This is a genomic window from Collimonas sp., from assembly GCF_035566555.1.
Classification (GTDB): domain Bacteria; phylum Pseudomonadota; class Gammaproteobacteria; order Burkholderiales; family Burkholderiaceae_D; genus Collimonas.
Window position 1 is genome coordinate 1 of the sequence record NZ_DATMRB010000058.1, and the last position, 17,545, is coordinate 17,545.

General features: G+C 61.5%; 18 protein-coding genes. 15 read left to right on the plus strand and 3 right to left on the minus strand.

Translation table 11 applies throughout. The features are described from left to right. Window positions 1-104 precede the first annotated feature (104 nt). A complete protein-coding gene (locus VNZ65_RS08465) occupies window positions 105-308 on the plus strand; it encodes a DUF1656 domain-containing protein (RefSeq protein ID WP_061943467.1) in 204 nt (67 codons plus the stop codon). Window positions 309-363: 55 nt separating this feature from the next. Further along, window positions 364-1,263, plus strand: coding sequence for an efflux RND transporter periplasmic adaptor subunit (locus VNZ65_RS08470; protein WP_325667957.1), 900 nt, complete (start codon window positions 364-366; stop codon window positions 1,261-1,263). Window positions 1,264-1,297: 34 nt separating this feature from the next. Here VNZ65_RS08470 and VNZ65_RS08475 read toward each other — a convergent pair whose 3' ends face one another. Continuing rightward, window positions 1,298-2,200 carry an NAD-dependent epimerase/dehydratase family protein gene (locus tag VNZ65_RS08475; RefSeq protein ID WP_325667959.1) on the minus strand — a complete coding sequence of 301 codons (903 nt, stop codon included), beginning with the start codon at window positions 2,198-2,200 and terminating at the stop codon, window positions 1,298-1,300. A 258-nt stretch (window positions 2,201-2,458) separates the two neighbouring features. Between VNZ65_RS08475 and VNZ65_RS08480 the strand changes: the two genes are divergently transcribed. The 10 genes from VNZ65_RS08480 to VNZ65_RS08525 all read left to right on the plus strand — a co-directional run bounded on the left by VNZ65_RS08480 (window position 2,459) and on the right by VNZ65_RS08525 (window position 11,779). Next, on the plus strand, window positions 2,459-4,162 hold the full coding sequence (locus tag VNZ65_RS08480) for a SulP family inorganic anion transporter (RefSeq protein WP_325667961.1): 1,704 nt from the start codon (window positions 2,459-2,461) through the stop codon (window positions 4,160-4,162). 23 nt (window positions 4,163-4,185) lie between these two features. Continuing rightward, window positions 4,186-5,229 carry a hypothetical protein gene (locus VNZ65_RS08485; RefSeq protein ID WP_325667963.1) on the plus strand — a complete coding sequence of 348 codons (1,044 nt, stop codon included), beginning with the start codon at window positions 4,186-4,188 and terminating at the stop codon, window positions 5,227-5,229. Window positions 5,230-5,438: 209 nt separating this feature from the next. Beyond that, window positions 5,439-5,963, plus strand: coding sequence for a cytochrome b (locus tag VNZ65_RS08490; RefSeq protein WP_325667965.1), 525 nt, complete (start codon window positions 5,439-5,441; stop codon window positions 5,961-5,963). A gap of 29 nt (window positions 5,964-5,992) precedes the next feature. Beyond that, the gene (locus VNZ65_RS08495; RefSeq protein ID WP_325667967.1) at window positions 5,993-6,568 is read left to right on the plus strand and encodes a YceI family protein; all 576 of its coding nucleotides are present in this window, start codon (window positions 5,993-5,995) and stop codon (window positions 6,566-6,568) included. A 35-nt stretch (window positions 6,569-6,603) separates the two neighbouring features. Then, window positions 6,604-7,176, plus strand: a complete 573-nt coding sequence (locus tag VNZ65_RS08500) for a YceI family protein (RefSeq protein WP_325667969.1) — start codon at window positions 6,604-6,606, stop codon at window positions 7,174-7,176. 136 nt (window positions 7,177-7,312) lie between these two features. Further along, window positions 7,313-8,938, plus strand: coding sequence for an alkaline phosphatase D family protein (locus VNZ65_RS08505; protein WP_325667971.1), 1,626 nt, complete (start codon window positions 7,313-7,315; stop codon window positions 8,936-8,938). 137 nt (window positions 8,939-9,075) lie between these two features. Then, on the plus strand, window positions 9,076-9,444 hold the full coding sequence (locus VNZ65_RS08510) for a DUF2946 family protein (RefSeq protein ID WP_325667972.1): 369 nt from the start codon (window positions 9,076-9,078) through the stop codon (window positions 9,442-9,444). 87 nt (window positions 9,445-9,531) lie between these two features. Next, the gene (locus tag VNZ65_RS08515) at window positions 9,532-10,557 is read left to right on the plus strand and encodes a TonB-dependent receptor (RefSeq protein WP_325667974.1); all 1,026 of its coding nucleotides are present in this window, start codon (window positions 9,532-9,534) and stop codon (window positions 10,555-10,557) included. A gap of 281 nt (window positions 10,558-10,838) precedes the next feature. Then, window positions 10,839-11,342: a DUF3761 domain-containing protein gene (locus VNZ65_RS08520; protein WP_325667976.1), complete on the plus strand. Its 504-nt coding sequence runs from the start codon at window positions 10,839-10,841 to the stop codon at window positions 11,340-11,342. Window positions 11,343-11,533: 191 nt separating this feature from the next. Then, window positions 11,534-11,779: a GlsB/YeaQ/YmgE family stress response membrane protein gene (locus tag VNZ65_RS08525; RefSeq protein ID WP_061943502.1), complete on the plus strand. Its 246-nt coding sequence runs from the start codon at window positions 11,534-11,536 to the stop codon at window positions 11,777-11,779. 72 nt (window positions 11,780-11,851) lie between these two features. Here VNZ65_RS08525 and VNZ65_RS08530 read toward each other — a convergent pair whose 3' ends face one another. Next, complete coding sequence (locus VNZ65_RS08530; RefSeq protein WP_325667979.1) at window positions 11,852-13,066, minus strand: SDR family oxidoreductase; 1,215 nt, start codon at window positions 13,064-13,066, stop codon at window positions 11,852-11,854. A gap of 24 nt (window positions 13,067-13,090) precedes the next feature. Next, window positions 13,091-13,903 carry a MipA/OmpV family protein gene (locus VNZ65_RS08535; protein ID WP_325667981.1) on the minus strand — a complete coding sequence of 271 codons (813 nt, stop codon included), beginning with the start codon at window positions 13,901-13,903 and terminating at the stop codon, window positions 13,091-13,093. A 201-nt stretch (window positions 13,904-14,104) separates the two neighbouring features. Here VNZ65_RS08535 and VNZ65_RS08540 point away from each other — a divergent pair, with 201 nt between their 5' ends. The 3 genes from VNZ65_RS08540 to VNZ65_RS08550 all read left to right on the plus strand — a co-directional run. Continuing rightward, the gene (locus tag VNZ65_RS08540; RefSeq protein ID WP_325667983.1) at window positions 14,105-14,803 is read left to right on the plus strand and encodes a response regulator; all 699 of its coding nucleotides are present in this window, start codon (window positions 14,105-14,107) and stop codon (window positions 14,801-14,803) included. Next, entirely contained in the window at window positions 14,803-16,143 is a 1,341-nt protein-coding gene (locus VNZ65_RS08545; protein ID WP_325667985.1) for an ATP-binding protein, read from the plus strand. The genes VNZ65_RS08540 and VNZ65_RS08545 overlap by 1 nt, the downstream gene beginning before the upstream one ends. 176 nt (window positions 16,144-16,319) lie before the next feature. Beyond that, window positions 16,320-17,545, plus strand: a 1,226-nt coding sequence (locus tag VNZ65_RS08550) for a M1 family metallopeptidase (RefSeq protein ID WP_325667987.1), incomplete at its 3' end; no start/stop codon positions are given.

Sequence of the window (17,545 nt, forward strand, 5' to 3'; positions counted from 1 at the left end):
CTGATGCGCGGCGCCATGCTGGAGCGCGTCACCGTGCTGACGCCGGCCGCAACCACGGCGCCGCCGTCGCCCCTCAATCCAACCACTAACACCGGGAAGTGACCATGCCGCGCGAAATCGCTCTCTTCGATGCCCTCATCCCGACCTTGCTGCTGGTCTTCATCGCCTGCCTGTTCCTGCAGATGGCGGTCGACTGGCTGTTTACCCGGCTCGGGCTGTACCGCTACGTCTGGCACCCGAGCCTGTTCCGCATCGCCCTGTTCTTTTGCATTTTCGGCGGCGCCGGATTGCTGCTTCACGTTGTGTAGCACGTCGTGTAATACGTTGTTCAATTTGCTGTAAAAAATTTGTTCTAAGGTCGCCATGAAATCATCCACCATCTTGAAAACCCTGCTGCAGGTCATCATTACCCTGCTAGTGGTCCTGGCCGCCGTGCTGCTGGCGCGCGCGCTGTGGGAGCGCTACATGAATACGCCCTGGACCCGCGACGGCCGGGTGCGGGCCGATGTCATCAGCGTCGCCGCCGACGTCTCCGGCATCGTGGTGGCAGTACCGGTGGCCGACAACGGTTATGTGCACAAAGGCGACCTGCTGATGAAAATCGATCCGGCGCGCTATACGCTGGCGCTGGCGCAGGCCGAAGCGCTGGTGACCGAACGCCGCGTCGGCCTCACCACCAAGCAGCGCGACGCCGAACGCCGCGCCAAGCTGGACGGCGACGTCATCTCCAATGAAAACCGGGAAAACTCCAGCGCCGACGCCTCCGCCGCCCAGGCCTCGTACCAGGCCGCGCTGGCTGCGCGCGACAGCGCCAAACTGAATCTGGAACGCACCGAAGTGCGCGCCACGGTGGATGGCTGGATCACCAACCTGAACGTGCATGCCGGCGATTTCGCCCAGGCCGGCGCACCGAAGCTGGCGGTGATCGACGCCAATTCTTTCTGGGTCTACGGCTATTTTGAAGAAAACAAGCTGCCTCTGATGAAAGTCGGCGACGCTGTCGACATGCGCCTGCTCGGCAGCGAACAGATCATCAACGGCCATGTCGACAGCATCTCGCGCGGCATCACCGACCGCGACAACGCTCTCGGCACTTACGGCCTGGCCAATGTCAACCCGAGCTTCAACTGGGTGCGGCTGGCGCAGCGGGTGCCGGTGCGCATCCACATCGACAAGGTGCCGGAAGACATCACGCTGGCGGCCGGCATGACTTGCACCGTCATCGTCAAGCCGGGGCAGCGCCCGGTAGCGGCTGCGAAATAAAAAAGCCCGGGTCTGAACTGACCCGGGCTTTTTTTCAATCCAATTTCATATCGTTCCTGATCCAGTCCAGCACCGATGCGTGCTGCGGCTGCCATCCCAGTTCCCGGCGCGCCTTGGCCGCCGACACCCGGCTGTTCGAACCGAAAGAATAGACCGCGTGGCCAAAGCCCCAGGCATCGATGGCATCCTGCACCGGCCAGGATTGCGCCGGCCCCAACCCCAAGCGTTCGGCAATGGCGCCGACGATCTCGGCATATGAGGCCTGGCCGTTTTCGACAAAATAGAAAGAGCCGGCGGGCGCCGTTTTCAATGCCAGCAGGTACAGCTCTGCTACATCTTCGATATGCACATTGGACCAGGCGTTAAGGCCCTTGCCGACATAGCGCGCGATGCCGCTGCTGCGCGCCTGCGCCACCAGCGGTGGAATCTGCACGCTGTCGCGCTTCAGGCCGAGCCCGTTACCGTAGATCATGGTGTTACACAGGATGACGGAACGCACATTGCGTTGCGCGGCGTCGCGGATCAGCTTGTCGAGGGCGGCGCGCGCGGCCTTCTCCGGCGCCGGCGTGAACGGCGTGTCTTCGTCGAATACTTGTTCCGACAGCCAGTCGCCACGGGCGTCGTCGCCGATCACGCTGGACCCGCTGGTATGGATGAATACCTTGCCGGAACCGGCCAGCGCATCCAGCAAGGTCTGCACCGCAAACAGATTGTCCGAACTGGCGGCATTGACCACGGCATCGGCCTGCTTCGCCTCACGGCCGAGGATCTCGCTATCGGCCAGCGTTCCCAGCACCGGCTCCACGCCCAGCGCCTTTAAGCGTGCGGCTTGCTCCTGCGTCCGCACCAGCCCGCGCACCTGATAACCCTCCCGCATGAAACGGGCGGCGACGGAACCCCCGATGAATCCGCTTGCTCCAGTGATAAATACCTGCATGTTTTTTCCTTGTCTGATTGATGTCTGGACGATGCCTGAACGGCCATCGATGCAGACACTATGCGCGTATTGTTTATTGAGAAAAATGGGTGTAACGGCAAATGATATTTGACTTAAAATCAACAACGTTTCACGCTTACGCATGATCGCGCGCCAGGAGATGCTGCCTGGTTGCAAATAGTTGCCGTTAGTTGCAGCTTCGCATTGTTGCGAAAACAGCATAAAATCAGAATACACACGTCCACTCCAGGGAGGCGCATGAGCGCTGCACCATCACAACACGCCGACCTGAATCCGACGCCCGCGCCGAAACGCGTGGTGAGCGCCGATCTGGTGGCCGGTCTTTCGATTGCCGGACTGCTGCTGCCCGAGGCCGTGGCTTATTCCAGCATCGCCAACCTGCCGCCGCAAACCGGCGTCATCGCGCTGTTCGCCGGCCTGCTGTGCTACGGCCTGTTCGGTAGCAGCCGCTTCGCGATCGTCTCAGCGACCTCCTCCTCCGCGGCGGTGCTGGCGGCAGCCACCGCCTCCATGGCGAATGGCGACATCGGCCTGCGCATGACGCTGGCGATCGGCCTGGTGATGATCACCGGCCTGTTTTTCCTGCTGGCGGGACTGGCGCGCATGGGCAGCGTCACCGATTTCATCGCCAAGCCGGTCTTGCGCGGCTTTGCCTTCGGCCTGGCCATCGTCATCATCGTCAAGCAGATCGCCAGCGTGGTCGACGTCCATCCGGTGCATAGCGACATGACCCGTTTCATCCCCGAAATGCTGGCCCAGGCCGGTCACTGGAACTGGGTCAGCGTCGCCGTCATGGCGGCAGCGCTAGCCTTGCTGTTCCTGTTCGCACGGCTGCGGCGGGTGCCGGGCGCGCTGCTGGTGATTGTCATCGGCGTGGCCGCCGGCCAGTGGCTCAATCTGCAGCAATACGGCGTCGGCCTGGTCGGCAGCATCCATCTGCAGCTGGCGCTGCCGACGCTGCCCATGTTGTCGCGCGCCGACTGGCTGCGCCTGGGCGAGCTGGGCTTTGCCATGGGCATGATCTTGTACGCCGAGTCGTATGGCTCGATCCGCAGCTTCGCCATCAAGCACGGCGACACCACCGCGCCCAACCGCGACCTGCTGGCGCTGGGCGCTTCCAACCTGCTGTCCGGCCTGTTCCATGGCATGCCGGTCGGCGCCGGCTATTCCGCCACTTCCGCCAACGAAGCGGCCGGCGCCACTTCGCGCCTGTCCGGCTGGGTGGCGGCGCTGGTGATGCTGGCGATCGTGCTGACCTTGCTGCCGGGGATCGCCCTGACGCCGGAGCCGGTGCTGGCGGCGATCGTGATCCATGCGGTCAGCCATACGCTCAATCCGATGGCGTTCCGGCCGTACTTCCAGTGGCGCCGCGATCGCCTGGTCGTGATTGCCTCGGTCATCGCAGTGCTGTTGCTGGGTGTGCTGGACGGCTTGCTGGTGTCGATCGTGATCAGCATCTTCATGATGCTGCGGCAGTTTTCGCAATCCACCATTTCCGTCCTCGGACAGCTCGGCGACAGCCATGACTTCGTCAACATGCGCACCCATCCGGCCGCGCAGCCGGTGGCCGGCATCATCATCTTGCGTCCCAACGAGCCGCTGTTCTTTGCCAACGCCGAACGCATCCTGAGCCAGGCGCGCCGTTCCATCGCTGCCGCCAAGGATCTGCACACCGTCATCCTCAGCCTGGAAGAATCGCCCGACCTCGACAGCACCAGCCTGGAAGGCTTGCACGATTTTTTCACCTTCGTCGAGGCCAGCGGCTTACAACTGCTGCTCGCTCGCCTCAAAGACCCGGTCTACGACATCATGAAGAACGCCGTGGCGCCAGCCTTCCCGGCTGCCTGCCTGAGCGCGCTGAGCGTGGCCGAAGCGGTGCACGTGGCCTTGACGCCGCAACAGGATACCAAGCAAGCCACCGATATCATCCAGGGAGAATAACCATGCACGCACGCTGGAAAATAATGACAGCCGCTCTATGCGCGGCATTTGCAGCCGTTGCCGCCACCGCCAACGCCGCCGAAATCGCCTTTGCTTCCCGCAGCGATTTCACCGAAATCAGCCTGAACATCAGGGACACCTATAACGCCAATCCGGACCAGATCGTCCTCGATGTCACTCTCAGCCAGGACGCCCAGCAACGCATGCTGGCGGCCACAACTGCGGCGCTGGAGCAGGACTTGACCCTGCTGATCGACGGCAAGCCAGTCAGCACCACGCACGTCAAGAATGCAATCGACGCGCCGCAGCTGCAGATTTCCATGTCAAGACAGCTCGCCATCGACCTTTTGCCAAACCTGCTCGGTGTCGGCAACGGCGCAAACCCGTCCGCCATTCCGCCTGCCATGCCATCTGCTGCAGCGGCGGCGATAGCGGCGCCGGCCAGCAATCCGGAACCTTTGTTCCCGGCGCCGCCGGTCGAGGCGCAGCCGCAACAGGTAGTGCCGCCGACAGTGACCGACTCAGCACAGGAAGCCACAGCAGCCATGCCGGATTCTGGCGCCGCAATGCCGCCGATGCTGCCGCTGCCGGCGGTACCGCCTGATCTCGGCGCAGCGCCTGCGGCAGAGCCAACGCCTTCCGCCGCGCCGCAAGAAGCAGTCATGGCGCCGGCAGTCGTGGCGGTTGAGTCGCCGGCGCCACCGCTGCCACTGGTGCCAGCCCAGCCTCAGGTGGCGCGCTGGGCAACCGGCGCCTGGCTGCCGACCAGCGCCACGCCTTCGCCCTATGCCGAAATCTATCCCGGCGACGCAGTGGCGATCTCCGCCCACAGCATCAACGCCCTCACCTGCAACCAGGCGAGGACGCATGTACTGGAAAGCAGCCCGCAGCAGGTACGGCTGGCAATCGACCAGAACAGCAGCTGCGTCATCAACAAGATACAAGTTGGACAGCTGCGTATTAGCCCGTCGGCAACACCGGGAAAAGTGGTGATCTCGCTGTACAGCCCCGGCGACGACATGAACGGCGCACCGGCCAGCGAAGGCAGTTATCAGCGCAAGCCGTAACAATGACGCGGGCTTGCGCCGGAAAACATGGTTCAGGAATTTCCGATACTATAGCGACTCGCTGGATGCGCCGACGCATTGATGCAAAAATCATCAAATGCGCGGGCTGACGGAAACTCGTTGCTGTTTTGCTGGTCGTAGCCGGATGCGGCCGGCAATTGGCGGTTCTGAATCCTGTTTTCGCTATTACATTTACGTCCCGATACTTTATGCAACGTTACTCACTCCCAGCCATCGTGCTGCACTGGCTGGTCGCTATCCTCATCGTTGCCGCCTTTACGCTGGGCCTGACCATGGTCGACATTCCCGGCCTGACGCCCACCAAGCTGAAATATTTTTCCTGGCATAAATGGCTGGGCGTGACAGTGTTCGGCCTGGCATGCCTGCGCTTGCTATGGCGCAAGGCCAAGGGCGCACCGCCCTACCCCGCCAGCATGCAGCCCTGGCAGCAACTGGCCGCGCACGGCTTGCACGTGCTCTTGTATGTGCTGATCTTCGCCGTGCCGCTGTCCGGCTATTTCTACAGCCTGGCGGCCGGCGTGCCGGTGACTTACCTGGGAATCTGGCCGATGCCGGTGCTGATCGCCGCCAACCCGGATCTCAAGCCGGTCCTGAAACTGGTCCACTACACACTCAACATGATCATGCTGGGCGCCGTTTCGCTGCACGTGCTGGCCGCGCTCAAGCATCACTTCATCGACCGCGACGGCGTGCTGAAACGCATGCTGCCTTAGTCCTCCATCAATTTAATCAAGGAACCTTCATGACCTTGCAAAAGCTCACCCTCGCTACTGCCGCCGGCCTGCTGGCCCTCGGCGCCAGCTGGTCGTCCCCGGCTGCGCCGCTGAAAGCCGACCTGGCGAAAAGCAGCGTCACCATCGTCTTCAAGCAGATGAATGTGCCGGTGGAAGCCAAGTTCAAGAAATTCAGCCCGGCCATCGATTTCGACGCCACCCAGCCGGCTGCCGCCAAAGCCAGCGTCGACATCGACATCGCCAGCTTCGACCTCGGCGATCCTGAATACAACAAGGAAGTGCTGAAGAAAGAATGGTTCAATGCAGCGCAGTTTGCCAAGGCCAGTTTTGTCGCCAGCTCGATCAAGGCCAGCGCCGGCGCGCCGGCAGGCAGCAAATACGATGTCAGCGGCAAGCTGACCATCAAGGGCAAGACCACCGATGTCAGCTTCCCCCTGAGCGTCAAGAAAGAAGGCGGCGCCCAGGTCTTCGACGGCGTCTTGCCGATCAAGCGGCTCACCTACAATATCGGTGAAGGCGAATGGAAAGACACCAGCATGGTAGCGGACGAAATCACTATCAAGTTTCATCTTGTAGCAAACTAAGCAGAGACATTATTCCAACGAAAGGATCACCCGCAATGAAACTCAAGCTCATCATCGCTTCCCTGCTGGCCGTCAGCGCCGCCAGCGCCTTTGCCGCAGCCGACACCTACACCATCGACCCAACCCATACCTACCCGAGCTTCGCGGCTGACCACATGGGCATTTCGGTGTGGCGCGGCAAGTTTGAAAAAACTACCGGCACGGTCACTCTGGACCGCGCTGCCAAGACTGGCGCCATCGATATCCATATCGATCCAAGCACGATCGATTTCGGCATGGCCAAGCTGAACGAGCACGCGTCCGGTCCGGACATGTTCGACGTCAAGAAATTCCCTGACGTCACCTACAAGAGCACTTCGATCCAGTTCGACGGCGACAAGCCGGTGGCAGTCGACGGCGAGCTGACCCTGCATGGCGTCACCAAGCCAGTCAAGCTGACCATCAATTCCTTCAAGTGCATCATGCACCCGATGCTGAAGCGCGAAGTATGCGGCGCCGACGCCACTGCGGAATTCAACCGCAGCGACTTCGGCATCAGCTACGGCGTGCCGAAATTCGCGCCGGAAGTGAAGCTGGCGATGCAGGTCGAAGCAGTCAAGTCCAATTAATTCCAGCATTGGCAGCGAAGCCGGACAGCATTGCGCTGGCCGGCTTTTTTTTGCCTCATGCATATCGGCCACAGTTCATCTGCCTGTAACACAGGCACGATAAAATCACCGTTCCGCCTCTTCCGCCGAGCACGCCATGCCGAACGACGCCACAGCATACAAACGCCGTACTTTTCTACGCAAGGTCGGTGCCGGCGCCGGCGTTTTGCTGAGCGGCGCGCCGCTGCACAGCGTGATCGCGCAAAGCGCCGGACAAAACGCGGCGCCTGCCCTGGTCACAGCCGAGCGCTTGCGTCCGCAAATGCCGAGCGGCGTGATGAGCGGCGACATCAGCCGCGACAGGGCGATCATCTGGAGCCGCGCCGACCGGCCCGCGCGCATGGTGGTGGAATATGCGAGTAACGAGAACTTCCACAACGCTCAAACAATCAACGGCCCGATCGCACTCTCCAGCAGCGACTTCTCGGCACGGGTCGATCTCAGCGGCTTGCCCAGCGGACAAACCGTTTTTTATCGGGTGCGCTTCCAGGATATCCAGAATCCTGCGATCTACAGCGCGCCGCAAAGCGGCAGCTTGCTGATTCCCGGCCGCGCCGAGCGCGACATCACTTTCGCCTTTTCCGGCGACGAAGCCGGCCAGGGCTGGGGCATCAACGAGGCCTGGGGCGGCTACCGCATCTATGAAACCATGCGCCGCTTCAAGCCGGATTTCTTTATCCACTCCGGCGACCAGATCTACGCCGACGGCGTCATCGAAAAAGAAGTCAGGCTGGACGACGGCACGCTCTGGCAAAACCTGGTGACGCCAGCCAAGTCCAAGGTCGCGGAAACGCTGGACGACTATCGGGGCAACTTCGCCTACAACTTGCTGGACGCCAACAAGCGCCGCTTCGCCGCGGAAGTGCCGTTCCTGGTGCAATGGGACGATCATGAAGTGCGCAACAACTGGTATCCGGGCCAAACTATCGGCGCCGCCGAACAGCGCTACCAGCAGCGCGATCTGTCGACCCTGGCGGCCAACGCCAAGCGCGCCATGTTCGAATACAATCCGTTCCGCATCGAGCCCAGCGATCCGGAACGGATTTACCGCATGTTCAACTACGGCCCGCTGCTGGAAGTTTTCATGCTCGATGAGCGCAGCTACCGCGGTCCCAACTCGCCGAATCGCCAAAGCGCGCTGACGCAGGACGCCGCCTTCCTCGGCACCGCCCAGCTGCGCTGGATCAAGCAAGCCTTGCTGCGCTCGCGTTCGACCTGGAAAGTCATCGCCAGCGACATGCCGATCTCGATCGTGGTGCCCGATCTCAATCCGGATGTGCCGCAGGGTACGTTCGAGGCCTGGGCCAACGGCGACAATGGCAAGCCGCGCGGACGCGAGCTGGAAGTGGCCAGCCTGCTCAAGTTCATCAAGCAGCATGACATCAAGAACGTGGTCTGGGTCACGGCCGACGTGCATTACGCCTCCGCCACCTACTATGCGCCGGACAAGGCGCAATTCACCGACTTCAAGCCATTCTGGGAATTTGTCGGCGGGCCGCTGCACGCCGGCACTTTCGGCCCGGGCGAAATCGACCGCACCTTCGGACCCGACGTGCGCTACGTCAGCATCCCCAGCGACATGAAGCAGAACCGCCCGCCCAGCGAGCTGCTGCAGTTTTTCGGCGTCGGCAAGATCGACGCCAGGAGCAAAGTCATGACGGTCTCGCTGCACGACATCGACGGCAAGGATCTGTTCAAGGTCGACCTCCATCCTGAAGCTTGAAAATAACACAACAGCCTGCGCGGCTGGCAAATGGGGTGCATGCGCCAGCGTCTATTGCTGAGCCGCAGACGACGCGCTAACATACGGCTGCCCGCGCCATCCCGGCGCGGCGCCAACCGCGACGCCCTGCCTGATCCATGTTCCGCCTGCCCCGTCCTTTGCGCCAGCTTGCCATCTGCCTGGCCATGTTTGCAGCCTTGCTGCCAAGCGTGGTGCAGTTGCTGCCGGCTGCCCACGGCCAGCCGCTCGGGCTGGGCGAATTGTGCAGCGTCAGCGGCCGTACGCAGGCGCTTGCCGGCGGCAGCCATGAAGCGCCGGACCAGGATCACCAGGGCCATTGCCTGCTGTGCTTCCTGCATGCCGCCGACATCGGCCTGCCGCCTGGCATCAGTCAATGGCAACTGCCGGCCAGCGAAAGCATCGATGTTCCGCAAGCCGTAGCCACCCTGCACACCAGCGTTGTACGGCTGCATCCGCAGTCGCGCGGGCCGCCCGTCTTTTCTTGATCTGGTTATCTGCAGCACACTTTGACCCGGTCACCCGGTAAAAGCGTGTTTTTACGCGTTACAACTTGAACAAGAAAGACCTTTGCCATGGCAATGCCATTCTCTCGCCGCGCCCGCTTTGCCTTGCTGCCGCTCGCGGCCGTATCTTTAACTGCCTTTCTGCCGCAAACCGCCTTGGCCTGCGCCAGCTGCGGCTGCACCCTCAGTTCCGACTGGGACAACCTCGGCATCGGCAGTTCATCCGGACTGAAAATGGATCTGCGCTACGATTACCTGGACCAGAACCAGCTGCGCAGCGGCACGGGCAAGATATCTCCCGCCGCCGCCAGCCAGATCTCCCACAACGGCGATCCACAGGAAGTGGAAAAATACACCCGCAACAACTACCTGACGCTCGGCCTGGACTACAGCTTCAATCCGGACTGGGGCATCAATCTGCAGCTGCCCTACATCATGCGCAGCCATAGCACTCTGGGCACCGCATCGGACGGCATCACGCCCGGCGCCGGCGGCGGCCAGTATGATTCCCGCACCTCCAGCATCGGCGACATCAAGCTCATTGGCCGTTACCAGGGCTTCACGCCGGAGCATAACTTCGGCATCCTGTTCGGCGTCAAGCTGCCCACCGGCAGCCACACCGATACCGCCATGTCCAGCGATCCGACGGCGCCGGGGCCGGTCGCCATCGATCGCGGCCTGCAGCCGGGCAGCGGCACCACCGATGCCATCCTCGGCGTCTACTATATGGATACGCTGAGCCAGAACCTGGATTACTTCGCCCAGGGCATCGTGCAGAAGGCGCTGAATTCCAGCGACCAGTACCGTCCTGGCGACGGCGCCAACCTGAACCTCGGCCTGCGCTACGTCGGCAACAGCAGCTTCACGCCGCAGATCCAGCTCAACCTGCGGCGCGTGCTGCACGACGTCGGCGCCAATGCCGACACCATCAGCACCGGCGGCACCCTGGTCTACCTGAGCCCCGGCATCAACGTGCCAATCTCGCAACAGGTCTCGCTCTACGGCTTCGTGCAGTTGCCGGTTTATCAAAAGGTCAACGGCGTGCAGCTGGCGCCGCGCTATACGGCCACCATCGGCGCGCGCTACGCGTTCTAGCGGAATGCGGCCGGCAGTCCGCTGCCGGCCGCGCGCTCGCGGATAGATAGATTTTTAATAACATTAGCGTCGGCGAACGTAAAAATCTCACAATTGTTTTCATTTGTATCGAAGTTTATGTCAGCCATATCCAAGATGACCGCGTTGATTACCTACCTCGGTCATATTGCCAGGTGCGGCGCACAACAAGTTGCACGGTCGTGCTGCAAGTAGACAGATTGACACCCAAGGTGTTGAGATCAGCAACACACATGAGCACTATTTACTCCATGGAGAAGAAAATGAAAGCATTGTTTATTTCAGCAGCAGTTGCAGCAGCCTTACTGACTTCCGCCGCCAGCTTCGCGCAAGCGCCGGCAGCAGCGCCAGCCGGCAGCACCGGCCTGTGCAAGGACGGCAGCTATTCTTCCAACGCTACCAAGAAAGGCGCTTGCGCCGGCCATAAAGGCGTAAAAGAGTGGTACGCCGCAGCCGCAGCAGCACCGGCAGCCGCCGCAGCCGCACCTGCCGCTGCTCCAGCAGCTGCTCCGGCCGCAGCACCTGCCGCCATGGCCAAGCCAGCCGCCGCAGCGCCAGCAGCAATGGCGCCAGCAAAACCGGCAGCTGCTGCAACCGCTCCTGCAGCCGGCGCTAATCCAGGCGACGTCTGGGTCAATACTTCGAGCAAGGTATACCACTGCGCAGGCAGCAAGTACTACGGCAAAACCAAGGCCGGCTCCTACATGACAGAAGCAGCCGCCAAGGCAGCAGGCAACCACGCCGATCATGGCAAGGCTTGCAGCTAACAGCTGAGACGACAGGGCCAGGCAGATTGCCTGGCCCTGTTTGCATGTGCGGCCGTTTTTCCGGCAATGCCGCAGCCGCTAAAGCAATTTTCCGGTTTATCTATCTTTTACAATTGGACGACTTTATTTGATGATGTTTACGCTACTCTTGCCGGGTAGTTTAAACATGGTCAACTTTGAAAGGAAATCTTATGGGCATCATCGCTTGGTTGATAGTTGGCGCGATTGCAGGATGGCTGGCAGGTGTTTTGGTCAAGGGCGGCGGCTTCGGCGTGCTGGTTGATATCATCGTCGGTATCGTCGGCGCCTTCATCGGCGGCTGGCTGGCGGGGGTACTTGGCATTCAGGTAGGCGGCGGCTGGATCGCCTCTATCGTGACGGCCACCGTAGGTGCAGTGATCCTGCTGTTCATTCTGCGGCTTATCAAGCGCGCCTGAGTTTCGGCAAGCAAGTTGCATAAAAAACCCGCCTCGGCGGGTTTTTTTGTTCCCGCGCAAAGATGTTCCTATCTATTTGAAGTCATACGCCATCTGCGCCTTTAGCGACATGCCCGCGGCGCTACGCTCACAGCGGCCGATATATTCGAGGAAGCAAGGCGCCGGCGCCAGCCCTTCGCCCAGAGTCCGCCGCTCATCAAACACATAATTGAGCTTGGAAAAACGTCCGTACAGCATCAGCGCCTTGTGCAGCATGCGCGTGTTGATCGGTTCGTTGCGGCCGCTCCTGGTGGCGCTGCCTTGCACGGCGTGGCGCACGCCAAACGCCAGCGCCATCTGCTGCAGCGCGGCTTCCGACACGCGTTCGTAAGGCTGCCCGCGCGCCGCCACATTCATGCTGTGGAAAGCCTGCAGCAACTGCTCTACCATGACGCTGCCGCTGCGCCCGGCGGAGATGTGATATGCGGAAAATCTGAGCCTTGCCTTCAAGGTCAGGGCGACAATCGTACGCGCGCAGTAATCGACCGGCACGATATCCAGATAGGCGCTTGGCGGGCAAACGAAGCGATTCAGCTGCGCCACCACTTTCAAAATCCAGAAGATGCTGGCCGATGGCCTGCAGCCAAGCGACGAATGGCCGACGATGATCGACGGCCGCACCGTCACCAGCGGCAACTCCGGGAACAGCTCGCGCAATTGATTTTCGGCCTGCGCCTTGGAGGCAGTATACGGCACCAGATGGGCGCGCTCGACCGGCAGCCGCAGGCTTTCCGTGACCACCGGCCCGCGCGCCACGCCGCACGCCATGGCCATGCCGACATACACGAAGCGCTGCAAGCCCGGCAGCCGGGAACAGCGCTCGGCCAGACGCATGGTGGCGTCGACATTGATTTCCCAGATGTCCGTGCGCTCGGCAAAGGAGGTCACGGCGGCGCAATGAATCACATGGCTGACCTGCTCCAGGCGCGCATCGCTAAACGCCTGCGCATCCCTCAGGTCAGCCAGGATGATCTGGCTTTCCGCGATGTGCAGCGGCATGTCGGCCGGGACGAAACGAGCGATCGATCCACGCACCCGGCGTACCCCTTCGGCCAGGCATGGCGCACGAACCAGAAATAGCATTTCCTTGAAGCTGTCGCTGTCGGCGAGTTCGGCGGCAATCGCACCGCCGACAAAACCGGTGACGCCGGTAAGGAAAATCCGTGGCGGCGCAGCCGGCAAGCGCTGCTGCTCGGCTTGCAGTTTGTCGCGCAGCCACTTCGATCTTGGAAACAGATTAAATACCATGTCGGCGCACCAGTCCCGGTTCGGTCAAAAAGAATAATTAACGGTCGTAAATCCGCTGTAATTGGTCTTGTCCAGCACCAGCGGGCTGTCGGCGGCTTTTTGCATATAATGCGTGGCGCCCAGCATGGTGGATACCGACCAGGTCCGGTTGAAAATGTGGGTCCATACCAGCGCGGCATTCACCGCATTGAGGCCGGATTCCGCCGTGTACTGGGCATAGCCCGAATTGCGGCTCTGGACGGCATTGACGCCAAAGAAAGTCTGGTTGTACTTGGCGTCGCCGAACATGGCGGCAGCGCTGACGCTGACATTGTCCTTGGCCAGTGTCAGCACGGTGCTGCTGATCTGGGCCCGGTAGCTGAGGCCGCGTTCGCGGTTGCTGAGCGGCTCCGAAATGGCCAGCGACAGCGTGCCGATGCGGCCCAGCTTGATGCCGGCCTCAACATTGGCCAGCACCGAGCCCTTGATCTCGCCCATGCCTCTCAGTTTTGCCGAACCGGGCTGCAAGCCGTCGTTGGAATCCTTGCGGCCGGCGCCGTAGCCGATGGCCGCCTTGGCGAAAAACATGTCGTTGATATCGTAGCGGTAGCCGGCGCCTTCCATGGTGTCGACAAAAAAGCCCGACGGCGTCACAATTTTCAGTATCGGCACCGGCACCACGTGGTATTCATCGCTGCCGGCGTAGCGCGCCATGGCGCCTGCGCCCAGTCCGATCGTGACCTGGCTGTCTTGCAGCCACGATTTGGACGGCGCCGGCACCTGCTGCGCCAGCGCGGTGCGCGAGGCCAGGGCGCCATACAGGGCGACGACGAGAATTGACTTGAACTGGTGTTTCATTGTTTCTCCGGGGTTAAGTAAGCAAATTCGTGATGCGGATCGGTATTGCATTGACAGTCCACATTGTCGACAAGCCGGAGCCGCATGTCTGTGCAGCATTAGTGGGGAATATGTACGGATCCTTGGCATTTATGTGTTTGTTTGTAATCGCTTCATCAGCAGCCCGAGCGAGACGCTATGATGAAAAAAAGGAAAAATCGCATGAAGAAGGTTTTATTGATCGAGGACGATGCACGGCTTGCCGAATTGATATCGGAATACCTGTGCCGTTACGATTTTGAAGTGACGCTGGTGCTGCGCGGCGACCTGGCGCTGGACGCCATCGCCCGCGAACAGCCGGATGTGGTGGTGCTGGACCTTATGCTGCCCGGCATGGACGGCATGGATATCTGCCGCGCCATCCGCAAGACCTCGGCGCTGCCGGTGCTGATGCTGACCGCTCGCGCCGACATTTTCGACCAGGTCGCCGGCCTCGAAATCGGCGCCGACGACTACATGCTCAAGCCGGTCGAGCCGCGCCTGCTGCTGGCGCGCCTGCGCGTGATCCTGCGCTGGATGGACTTGCGCGACCAGCCGGCGCGCGGCACCTTGCTGCAGTTCGGCGAACTGGAGATCGACCTGTCGGCGCGCCAGGTATGCTGGAAAGGCGAGGAAGTCGACCTGAAAACCGCCGACTACAACCTGTTCGTGATCCTGGTGCAGGCCGCCGGCAAGGTCCTCAGCCGCGACGAATTGCTCAAGCGCTGGCGCGGCATCGGCTTCGACGGTCTCGACCGCACCGTCGACGTCAGCATTTCGCGCCTGCGCAAATGCTTCGACGACGACGCCAACGAACCGCGCAAAATCAAGACCGTGTGGGGCCGCGGCTATCTGTTCAGCCCCATCGCCTGGGACGAATAATGCTAAGAATCCTGATACGCCTATACCTGATCGTCGCCATCCTGTCGATCCTGTCGATCGTCTTCGTGCAAAAAGGCTTCCCTTATCTGTTCTCGGCGCAATTCACGGCCCAGATGCAGCGCGAGTACATCAGCGAGGCGATACTGCTGCGCGAGTATCTGGGTCCGGTCCGCAACGGCGCCCAGCAGGCCAAGCTGGATAACATGAACCGCTTGAACCAGCAGCGCTACCGCCGCATGCCGGAAGCAGAGATACACTCGCTACCGGCGAAGACCCGGCAGGAACTGACGCAAAACGGTCTGGCATGGATCGGCAACGGCGACATCAACCGCACCAATGTCTATATCACCCTGAATGACGGCAGCATCCTGGAGGTTCATCCGCAGATGTCCGGCTGGATGGAAGCGCTTGCCTACGTGATTATTTTCAGCGTCATGCTGGGAGCGATATTGGTATGGCTGACGCCGCACTGGCGCGACCTGGAAAAGCTGCGCATCGCCGCCGCCCGCTTCGGCGACGGCGCGCTGGACGCGCGCGCCAAGCTGTCCGAGAATTCCTCGATCAAGCAGCTGTGCGCCTACTTCAACAACATGGCCGACCGCATCGGTGCGCTGATCACGGCGCAGAGAGACATGGTCAACGCCGCCTCGCACGAGCTGCGCACGCCGCTGGCGCGGCTGGAGTTCGCCCTGGTCAACCTGATGGACACCACCGACGACAGCAAGACGCATCAGCGCATCAAGGCCATGCGCAAGGATGTCGAAGAACTGGACATCCTGGTCGGCGAACTGCTGACGCTGAGCATGCTGGAACAGGCCACCCGGCCGGAAAGCCGGGAAAGAATCGTGCTGGAGGACTTCCTGCGCGCCGCCGCCGGCGTCTCCGCCGAAGAACTCAGCCTGCGCCACTGCACCATCGTCTGGCAGATCGCGCCCGCCGTGCAAGAAGTCGTGATCGAACCGCGCAGCCTGGGACGTGCTTTTTCCAACTTGCTGCAAAATGCCCTGCGCTATACCCACAGCACCATCCGGGTGCGCGCCGAGGCCGGCGCCGCTTCCTGGAAGCTGATCGTGGAAGACGACGGCGTCGGCATTCCTGACAACGACCGCGAACGGATTTTCGAACCGTTCTACCGCCTCGACCGCAGCCGCGACCGCGCCACCGGCGGCTACGGGCTGGGCCTGGCGATCGTCAGGAAAATCGCCGAACGGCTTGGCGGTGGCGTACGCGTCGCCGCTTCGGAGCTGGGTGGCGCGATGTTCGTGCTGCACTTCCCCTTACGCGGCGAAGATGGCGCACCGCATCTATCACCTTTGCTTATTCCAGATAAGGCAAGCTGACAGAGATAAGCCGCCGCACCCGCCCGAAACCCAGCATCCGCGTGCTAAACAAGGGGAAGCAGCCAGCGCGCGCCGGTGCGGATTTTTTTACTTTTTATGTTCATACTATTTTCCTAGCGAATCACCGTAGTGCGCGCTAGAATCCCAAGACAAAATTTGGGAGGATTTGACCTGTGATGTGTACTACCCGTCGTTTCACACTAGCCGCTCTCGCCCTCAGCATCGCATCATTCAACGCCACAGCGGCGACCCCGAATGACACTGCACCGCTGGGAAAACTGCCACGCTGGGCTCAGCCCCTGGCATACCAACTCGATTTCCGCGTCGATCCGCGCCAGTCCGAATACTCCGGCAGCGCCACCATCGATATCGAACTCAAGCAGGCCGCCGATCACCTGTGGCTGCATGGCCAGGACCTGAACGTCGGCAAAGTCACGCTGAGCGACAGCAAAAACCAGGTCCATGCCGCGCAATACAAGGTCGCCGCGCAAAAGGAAGGCGTCGCCACCGTGGAGTTTGGCCAGACCCTGCCGGCCGGCCGCTATCGCATGGTGCTTGAGTACAGTGCGCCATTCAATCAGCAGCTGGAAGGCGTGTACAAGGTCAGCAGCCAGGGCGCGCCGTATGTGATCACGCAGATGGAAGCGATCAGCGCGCGCTACGCCTTCCCTGGTTTTGACGAACCCTCTTTCAAGACCCCGTTCACGCTCAGCCTGACGGTGCCGGAAAACCAGGTCGCAGTGGCCAACACCCGCCAAATAGGAGAACAGCAACTGGAACAGGGCTGGCGCAAGCTCAGCTTCGCCGCCACCAAACCGCTGCCGACCTATCTGGTGGCGTTTGCCGTCGGCCCGTGGGATGTCGTCGCCGGCCAGCAGATTCCGGCGACGCAATGGCGCGCCCAGGCGACGCCGCTGCGCGGCATTGCGCCGCATGGCGAAGGCGAGCGCATCAAGCCGGCGCTGGCGCAGACCCCTGCCATCATCACGGCGCTGGAAGATTATTTCGGCTTCGGCTATCCCTTCGATAAAGTCGACCTGCTGGCGGCGCCAGACTTTGCCGCCGGCGCCATGGAAAATCCCGGCCTGGTCACTTTCCGCGATTACCTGATGCTGCTGGACGCCAATTCGCCGGCCAACAATGTGCGCGGTTCGTTCAACGTCACCGCCCATGAACTGGCGCACCAGTGGTTCGGCGACACCGTCACCATGCCTTGGTGGGACGACATCTGGCTGAACGAAGCGTTCGCCACCTGGATGCAAGCCAAGATCACGCAACAGCTGCATCCGGAATACCGCGCCGACCTGGAACTGATCAACGGCGCCAACTACGCCATGCAAAGCGACAGCCTGGTCAGCGTGCGCAAGATCCGCCAGCCGATTACCGGCAACGGCGATATCGA

Coding starts and splice junctions, on each gene's coding strand:
- VNZ65_RS08465 (WP_061943467.1), top strand. CDS start 105: ATGCCGCGCGAAATCGCTCTCTTCGATGCCCTCATCCCGACCTTGCTG.
- VNZ65_RS08470 (WP_325667957.1), top strand. CDS start 364: ATGAAATCATCCACCATCTTGAAAACCCTGCTGCAGGTCATCATTACC.
- VNZ65_RS08475 (WP_325667959.1), bottom strand. CDS start 2,200: ATGCAGGTATTTATCACTGGAGCAAGCGGATTCATCGGGGGTTCCGTC.
- VNZ65_RS08480 (WP_325667961.1), top strand. CDS start 2,459: ATGAGCGCTGCACCATCACAACACGCCGACCTGAATCCGACGCCCGCG.
- VNZ65_RS08485 (WP_325667963.1), top strand. CDS start 4,186: ATGACAGCCGCTCTATGCGCGGCATTTGCAGCCGTTGCCGCCACCGCC.
- VNZ65_RS08490 (WP_325667965.1), top strand. CDS start 5,439: ATGCAACGTTACTCACTCCCAGCCATCGTGCTGCACTGGCTGGTCGCT.
- VNZ65_RS08495 (WP_325667967.1), top strand. CDS start 5,993: ATGACCTTGCAAAAGCTCACCCTCGCTACTGCCGCCGGCCTGCTGGCC.
- VNZ65_RS08500 (WP_325667969.1), top strand. CDS start 6,604: ATGAAACTCAAGCTCATCATCGCTTCCCTGCTGGCCGTCAGCGCCGCC.
- VNZ65_RS08505 (WP_325667971.1), top strand. CDS start 7,313: ATGCCGAACGACGCCACAGCATACAAACGCCGTACTTTTCTACGCAAG.
- VNZ65_RS08510 (WP_325667972.1), top strand. CDS start 9,076: ATGTTCCGCCTGCCCCGTCCTTTGCGCCAGCTTGCCATCTGCCTGGCC.
- VNZ65_RS08515 (WP_325667974.1), top strand. CDS start 9,532: ATGGCAATGCCATTCTCTCGCCGCGCCCGCTTTGCCTTGCTGCCGCTC.
- VNZ65_RS08520 (WP_325667976.1), top strand. CDS start 10,839: ATGAAAGCATTGTTTATTTCAGCAGCAGTTGCAGCAGCCTTACTGACT.
- VNZ65_RS08525 (WP_061943502.1), top strand. CDS start 11,534: ATGGGCATCATCGCTTGGTTGATAGTTGGCGCGATTGCAGGATGGCTG.
- VNZ65_RS08530 (WP_325667979.1), bottom strand. CDS start 13,066: ATGGTATTTAATCTGTTTCCAAGATCGAAGTGGCTGCGCGACAAACTG.
- VNZ65_RS08535 (WP_325667981.1), bottom strand. CDS start 13,903: ATGAAACACCAGTTCAAGTCAATTCTCGTCGTCGCCCTGTATGGCGCC.
- VNZ65_RS08540 (WP_325667983.1), top strand. CDS start 14,105: ATGAAGAAGGTTTTATTGATCGAGGACGATGCACGGCTTGCCGAATTG.
- VNZ65_RS08545 (WP_325667985.1), top strand. CDS start 14,803: ATGCTAAGAATCCTGATACGCCTATACCTGATCGTCGCCATCCTGTCG.